The sequence below is a fragment of the Pedococcus sp. genome, from assembly GCF_036554925.1.
Lineage (GTDB): Bacteria > Actinomycetota > Actinomycetes > Actinomycetales > Dermatophilaceae > Pedococcus_A.
Window position 1 is genome coordinate 1 of record NZ_DATBMI010000016.1, and the last position, 5,313, is coordinate 5,313.

6 protein-coding genes are annotated in these 5,313 nt (G+C 72.5%); 5 read left to right on the forward strand and 1 reads right to left on the reverse strand.

What is annotated here, in order from left to right; all coding sequences use genetic code 11:
• Window positions 1-10: 10 nt before the first annotated feature.
• Window positions 11-823, reverse strand: a complete 813-nt coding sequence (locus VIB11_RS01060) for a hypothetical protein (RefSeq protein WP_332027511.1) — start codon at window positions 821-823, stop codon at window positions 11-13.
• A gap of 75 nt (window positions 824-898) precedes the next feature.
• On the opposite strand from VIB11_RS01060, the gene VIB11_RS01065 reads away from it, so the two are divergent.
• From VIB11_RS01065 to VIB11_RS01085, 5 genes are all read left to right on the forward strand, one after another.
• Window positions 899-1,825 carry a Ppx/GppA phosphatase family protein gene (locus tag VIB11_RS01065; protein WP_332027513.1) on the forward strand — a complete coding sequence of 309 codons (927 nt, stop codon included), beginning with the start codon at window positions 899-901 and terminating at the stop codon, window positions 1,823-1,825.
• A gap of 47 nt (window positions 1,826-1,872) precedes the next feature.
• On the forward strand, window positions 1,873-2,691 hold the full coding sequence (locus tag VIB11_RS01070; RefSeq protein ID WP_332027515.1) for a sugar phosphate isomerase/epimerase: 819 nt from the start codon (window positions 1,873-1,875) through the stop codon (window positions 2,689-2,691).
• Between the two features lie 36 nt (window positions 2,692-2,727).
• Complete coding sequence (locus tag VIB11_RS01075) at window positions 2,728-3,453, forward strand: ABC transporter ATP-binding protein (RefSeq protein ID WP_332027517.1); 726 nt, start codon at window positions 2,728-2,730, stop codon at window positions 3,451-3,453.
• The gene (locus VIB11_RS01080) at window positions 3,450-4,184 is read left to right on the forward strand and encodes an ABC transporter permease (protein ID WP_332027519.1); all 735 of its coding nucleotides are present in this window, start codon (window positions 3,450-3,452) and stop codon (window positions 4,182-4,184) included. The genes VIB11_RS01075 and VIB11_RS01080 overlap by 4 nt, the downstream gene beginning before the upstream one ends.
• A gap of 61 nt (window positions 4,185-4,245) precedes the next feature.
• On the forward strand, window positions 4,246-5,196 hold the full coding sequence (locus VIB11_RS01085; protein WP_332027521.1) for a proline dehydrogenase family protein: 951 nt from the start codon (window positions 4,246-4,248) through the stop codon (window positions 5,194-5,196).
• Window positions 5,197-5,313 lie beyond the last annotated feature (117 nt).

Genomic DNA, 5,313 nt, shown 5'->3' on the forward strand with positions numbered 1-5,313 from the left:
GCGCCCTCGGTCACGCCCGCTTCCTGACCGCTGACCCGGGCGCGTCCGCGGCGAGGGTCGCGGGGTGGACCATCAGGGGGAGGAGCTTGTGCGAGCCGGTGGACCGCACCGCCCGCACGCTCGCGAGGTGGGCCTCGCAGCGGACGACCAGCTCGGCATACGCGGCCTCGCCCATCAGCTCGACGAGCTCCGCGCGGTTGCTGCGGTAGACCGGTTCCCGGCCCACGTGCGCGTCGGGGTTGCCCGAGCAGTACCAGTCGAGGTCATGGCCGCCGGGGCCCCAGCCGCGCCGGTCGTACTCGGTGATCGTCGTCTCGAGCCAGGAGGTCCCGTCGGGCAGCTCGACCCGCCGGTAGGTGCGGCGGATCGGCAGCTGCCAGCACACGTCGGGCTTGACCGTGTGGGGCTCCTTGCCGGCGAGCACGGCGTGCTGGTGCAGGGCACAGCCCGGCCCGGCCGGGAACCCCGGGCGGTTGAGGAAGATGCACGCACCGTCCACGACCCTGGTCTTGAGGGCGTCGTCCTCGGTCTCGGTCCACGCGGACTGGGCGGTCGAGCCGGGGTGGAGCTGCCACTCGTCCTCGCCGAGCTCCTTGACGGCAGCCTTGACCCGCTTGATGTCGTCCTTGTCCGTGAAGTGGGCGCCCAGGGTGCAGCAGCCGTCGTCGGGGCGGTCCTCGTAGATGCCGGGGCAGCCGTTGCCGAAGATGCACGTCCAGCTCGACGTCAGCCAGGTCAGGTCGCAGCGGAACCGCTGCTCGCTGTCGTCGGGGTCGGCGAACTCCACCCAGAGGCGGGGGATCTCGAGCGGGGTCTCAGCCACGGATCCACCCTAGACGGCGGATGCCGCACGGTCAGGAGCCGTGCCGGTGGCTGGACCGCCCGCTAGCGTGAGGTCATGCGCCTCGGGGTGGTCGACGTCGGTTCCAACACCGTGCACCTTCTCGTCGTCGACGCCCACCGCGGTGCGCAGCCGCTGCCCGCGACCTCTCACAAGATCGAGCTGCGCCTCTCGGAGCACGTGGCCGACGACGGCCGCATCGACGACGCGGGCGCGCGGGACCTCACCCGGTTCATCGACCAGTGCCTCGAGGTCGCCGAGGACCAGGGCGTCGAGGAGCTCCTCGCCTTCGCCACGAGCGCCATCCGGGAGGCGCCCAACGGTGACGAGGTGCTGGCCCGGGTCCACGCCGAGACGGGGGTCGACCTCCAGGTCCTCAGCGGCGAGGACGAGGCACGGTTGACCTTCCTCGCGGCCCGCCGGTGGTTCGGGTGGTCCAGCGGGACCCTGCTCGTCATCGACATCGGTGGCGGCTCGCTCGAGCTGGCGGCCGGCATGGACGAGGACCCCGACGCCGCGATCAGCCTGCCGCTGGGCGCCGGCCGGCTGACCCGCGACCTGCTCCCCGGCGACCCGCCGGCCGCCGACACGATCCGGGCCGCCCGCCGCGAGATCCGTGCCCGCATCGGCGGCGCCCTGCGGCCGCTGGCGAAGACGGGGCGCGTGGACCGTGCCGTCGGGACCTCGAAGACGATGCGCTCGCTGGCACGCATCGCCGGCGCCGCGCCGAGCAGCGAGGGGCAGTATGCCGCCCGCTCCCTGAAGCGGACCGACCTCACCGAGGTGGTGTCGACGCTGTCCCGCACCTCGGTCGCGGAGCGCACGGCCCTGCCGGGGGTCTCCGCGTCGCGCGCCGCCCAGGTGCTCGCCGGGGCGCTCGTGGCGGAGGCCGCCATGGACCTCCTCGGCGTCGACCGGCTCGACATCTGCCCCTGGGCGCTGCGCGAGGGAGTCATCCTCCAGCGGCTCGACAGCATGGCGTGAGCCGACGGCGTGGGTCCGGGCGCAGGCCGCCTCGATAGGCTCGGCCCATGTCCGGTGCCGTCCTCGACCCCGGCGCGAGGGTCGCGCTGTCGACGGCCTCGGTGTACCCCGACGGGTGCGCGGCGGCGTTCGCCACCGCGCGTCGCCTCGGGTACGACGGAGTCGAGGTCATGGTCTGGACCGACCCGGTCTCCCAGGAGCCGGGCGCCCTGGCGGCGCTCTCCGAGCTGCACGGCATACCGGTGCTGTCGGTGCACGCACCGACCCTCCTGCTGACCCAGCGGGTGTGGAGCACCGACCCGTGGACCAAGGTCGACAAGTCCATCGAGCTGGCGCAGGAGGTGGGGGCGGGGACCGTGGTGCTGCACCCACCGTTCCGGTGGCAGAAGGAGTACGCGCGCGAGTTCCTCGACGGGGTCGCGCTGCGTGAGCACGAGACAGGCATCCGCCTGGCCGTCGAGAACATGTTCCCGTGGCGTGCCCGCAACCGGGAGTACCAGGCCTACCTGCCGGGCTGGGACCCCGTCCCGCTGCCGTACGACAACGTCACCCTCGACCTGTCGCACACGGCGACGGCCGGCTCCGACGCGCTCCAGATGGCGGCCGAGCTCGGGTCCCGGCTGGCGCACGTGCACCTCGCGGACGGCACCGGCTCGGCCAGGGACGAGCACCTCGTACCCGGTCGCGGCACCCAGCCCTGCGCTGACTTCCTCGAGACCCTTGCGGCGAAGCACTACTCGGGCTCTGTCGTCGTCGAGGTCGGCACCCGCAAGCTCACCGCCGAGCAGCGCGAGCTCGACCTGACGGAGGCGTTGGCGTTCGCGCGGCTGCACCTCGCGGCTGCTCCCTCCCTGGAGCCGAGGTGAGCCCGGGAGGGCGTCCACCGGCGTAGATTTCGTCGTGTGCTGAGCCACGCCATCGAGATCGACGCGCTGCGGGTCGTGCGCGGCGGGCGCGAGGTGCTTCCCGGTCTCTCCGTGAGCGTCCCGGCGGGGCAGGTCGTGGGCCTGCTCGGGCCCAGCGGCAGCGGGAAGTCGACGCTCATGCGCGCCGTCGTCGGGGTGCAGGTCGTCGAGTCCGGGACCGTCACCGTGCTGGGCCGACCGGCGGGGTCCCCGGAGCTGCGGACGCGCGTCGGCTACGTGACGCAGGCGCCGAGCATCTACGACGACCTCAGCGTGCGGGACAACGTGCGCTTCTTCGCCCGCATGCTCGGGGTGGGGCAGGAGTCCGCCGAACGGGCGATCGAGGCCGTCGACCTCGTCAGCCATGCGCGGGTCCTCGCGGGCCGGCTCTCCGGGGGGCAGCGCTCCCGCGTCTCCCTCGCCTGTGCTCTCGTCGACGAGCCGGAGCTGCTCGTCCTCGACGAGCCCACCGTCGGGCTCGACCCCGTGCTCCGACGGGACCTGTGGCAGCTGTTCCACCGGCTCGCCGAGGCCGGCACGTCCCTGCTCGTCTCCAGCCACGTCATGGACGAGGCCACCCGGTGCGATCGCCTGCTGCTGCTGCGCGAGGGCCGGCTGCTCGCCGACGAGCCCCTGCCCGTCCTGCTCGAGCGCACCAGGGCCGTCGACGCGGAGCATGCGTTCCTCACCCTGATCGACGGTGCCGAGGAGGCCGCCCGGTGAGGCCGCACCGGACGCTCGTCGTGACCGGGCGGGTGCTCCGGCAGCTGCGCGTCGACCACCGCACGATCGGGCTGATGCTCGTCGTGCCGGTCGTGCTGCTCGGCCTGCTGGCCTGGATCTACGACGGCACACCGGTCTTCGACCGGATCGGGCCGGCCCTGCTCGGGATCTTCCCCTTCGTCGTGATGTTCATCGTGACCAGCGTGGCCACGCTGCGCGAGCGCACGTCCGGGACGCTCGAGCGGCTGCTGACCACGCCCATGGGCAAGGGCGACCTGATGTTCGGCTACGCGCTCGCGTTCGGCGCCATGGCGGTCCTCCAGGCGGTCGTCGCCTCCGCGTTCGCGATCTACGTCTGCGGCCTGGACGTCGCGGGGCCGGCCTGGGTGCTCGTGGCGGTCGCGGTGTCCGACGCGGTCCTGGGCACGGCGCTGGGGCTCCTCGCGAGCGGGTTCGCCCGTACCGAGTTCCAGGCCGTGCAGTTCATGCCGGCGTTCGTGCTGCCTCAGTTCCTGCTGTGCGGGCTGCTCGTCGTCCGCGACCAGCTGCCCACGGTGCTCCAGCCCATCTCCGACGTCCTGCCCCTGTCGTATGCCGTGGACGCCATGAACGCGGTCGCGGCCCAGCCCGAGCCGCTCGCCGAGGTTCTGCCGGACCTGGCGGTCATCGCCACCTGGATCGCCGCATCGCTCCTGCTGGGCTCCCTGACCCTCCGGCGGCGCACCCCCTAGCGGCCAGCGGCTAGCCTTGTCGGCGGCCGTGACGCGCGCGGCCGACGTCGGAAGGACCCCTGTGAACGCCAGTGACCTGCTGCGCAACTCCCTCCTGCAGCTCTCCAAGAGCGGCACGGTCCGCACGACCATCGAGCGTGCACCGGTCAGCCGCGGCGTGGTGCGGCGGTTCGTCCCGGGCGAGGCGACCGCCGACGCGGTGCGCGCCACCGCAGAGCTGCGGATGACCAACCGGCTGGCCACGATCGACTACCTCGGCGAGGACACGCTCGACCTCACCCAGGCCATCCACACCCGTGACGCCTACCTCGAGCTGCTGGCCGAGCTCAAGCGCGCCGACCTCAGCCAGCTGGGCATGGGAGAGGTCAGCCTGAAGCTGAGCGCGCTCGGCCAGATGCTCCCCGGTGACGGCACGAAGATCGCCCTCGAGCACGCTCGGGAGATCTGCCAGGCGGCCGACGACGCCGGCACCACGGTCACCCTCGACATGGAGGACCACACCACGACCGACGCCACGCTCGAGGCCCTGCGCGAGCTGCGCCAGGACTTCCCGTGGGTCGGCGCGGTCATCCAGTCGTACCTGCGGCGCAGCGAGGCCGACTGCCGCGACCTGGCCCACGAGGGCAGCCGGGTCCGGCTCTGCAAGGGTGCCTACAAGGAGCCGGAGTCCGTGGCGTACCAGTCCTCCGAGGACGTCGACACCGCCTACGTCCGCTGCCTCAAGATCCTGATGGCCGGCGACGGCTACCCGATGGTCGCGAGCCACGACCCGCGGCTGGTCGAGATCGCCGGCGCCCTCGCGGCGCACCACCGTCGCGACCCGCAGACGTACGAGTACCAGATGCTCTACGGCATCCGGCCCGAGGAGCAGAAGCGGATCGCCGACCGCGGCAACCAGATGCGCGTCTACATCCCCTACGGCGAGGAGTGGTACGGCTACCTGATGCGCCGGCTCGCCGAGCGGCCGCGGAACCTGTCGTTCTTCCTGAAGTCGCTGATCTCCAAGAAGTAGCGCTCAGCTGTTGGCGATCGCCTGCCACTCCTGGAGCTTCGTCGCGATCAGCTCCGCGCGGCGCGACGGGTCGCTGCCGTCCATGATCTCGACGTCCTCCTCGGCGGCGCGCAGGTA

What these genes read in the sequence shown, in the direction of transcription:
- VIB11_RS01065 (WP_332027513.1), top strand. Translation starts at nt 899, where the DNA reads ATGCGCCTCGGGGTGGTCGACGTCGGTTCCAACACCGTGCACCTTCTC.
- VIB11_RS01070 (WP_332027515.1), top strand. Translation starts at nt 1,873, where the DNA reads ATGTCCGGTGCCGTCCTCGACCCCGGCGCGAGGGTCGCGCTGTCGACG.